2 protein-coding genes are annotated in these 1,031 nt (G+C 40.6%); both read left to right on the forward strand.

Going from position 1 to position 1,031, the window contains the following annotated elements; genetic code table 11:
* Positions 1-410: hypothetical protein (locus tag VPNCDNU1_RS28130; RefSeq protein ID WP_237324244.1), on the forward strand; the 410-nt coding region annotated here is incomplete at its 5' end.
* A gap of 155 nt (positions 411-565) precedes the next feature.
* Positions 566-886, forward strand: coding sequence for a hypothetical protein (locus VPNCDNU1_RS28135; protein ID WP_104403441.1), 321 nt, complete (start codon positions 566-568; stop codon positions 884-886).
* The last annotated feature ends 145 nt before the right edge of the window (positions 887-1,031 follow it).

Genomic DNA, 1,031 nt, shown 5'->3' on the forward strand with positions numbered 1-1,031 from the left:
GGTTTAAGCTGGCGTTAGCACTAACCATAAATACTAAGTTTCGAGGTATAAACATGATTTTCCAAAGTAAGTCTGGCGAAATTGAGCATGGCTCCCATCTTTGCCAAGAATTGAAGGCTTTCCTCATGGAGCATGAAGAATCGTTTGGTTCATCTCTTGTACCTGATTTGTCGCATATTAACTCTCGTGCAGAAAACCACACTGGAATTGATATCTTCGATGTTACTTTTCTCAGTGGCAACGAATACCAACTCGATTACCAGTACCAGTGGTCAGTTTACAATGGTTGTGCTGACATGGATCTTGATGGAGAAGAAGAGTCTTCAGTTACTTTCACCCTTGAAGATGATGGTGAGGTAGAGTTCGATATTCTAGAAGTCGAAGAACGCAGCACAATCGAAGAATTTTAGTGCTAACAAACAATTCAAACAGACCAAAAACGTGTGGCATTTTGAGTTTGCTTTGAGTTTGGTGTTTAAGGTGTCATGCAGAAACGGCATTTGTACGTTTTTGGCAGTTTAATTGGGCGTTATGTCAATCTCGCTCACTACATAGGGAAATATAAATGAAAAAGTTAGTTTTGCTTCTAAGTCTGATATTTTCGTACCAATCAATAGCCGCTGTTGTCGCTGTACCGAACCAAAAAATTTCAAATCTCCGCATAGAGGGTGTAGCAGGCTTTATTGGTCTGAATACTGCGTTTGAACCAAGTAGCAATTGTGGAGGAAGGGTTTGGATTAACCTCAATGAAGAAATAGGTCGATTAAAGTATAGTACTGCGATGATGGCATTTGCTTCTGGAAAGATTGTTTCTATCAGAGCCAATAATGAAGGTGCCCGGATTTTCAATGAATGCCAGCTGTACGATATCGTAGTGCACGAATAGGTAAAATACATAACAAAAGCTTCAAACCGACAGCCAACGCGTGGCACTTTTGGTTTGCGGTAATTTTAGTGTTTAAGGCGTAATGCAGCGGCTTGTTTTGTGCGTTGTCTGCGGTTTAAGCTGGCGTTATGTGTGTCACGAAATT

Origin of the sequence: Vibrio penaeicida (assembly GCF_002933855.1) — a bacterium.
In the GTDB taxonomy this organism is placed as follows: domain Bacteria; phylum Pseudomonadota; class Gammaproteobacteria; order Enterobacterales; family Vibrionaceae; genus Vibrio; species Vibrio penaeicida_A.

What these genes read in the sequence shown, in the direction of transcription:
- VPNCDNU1_RS28135 (WP_104403441.1), top strand. Translation starts at nt 566, where the DNA reads ATGAAAAAGTTAGTTTTGCTTCTAAGTCTGATATTTTCGTACCAATCA.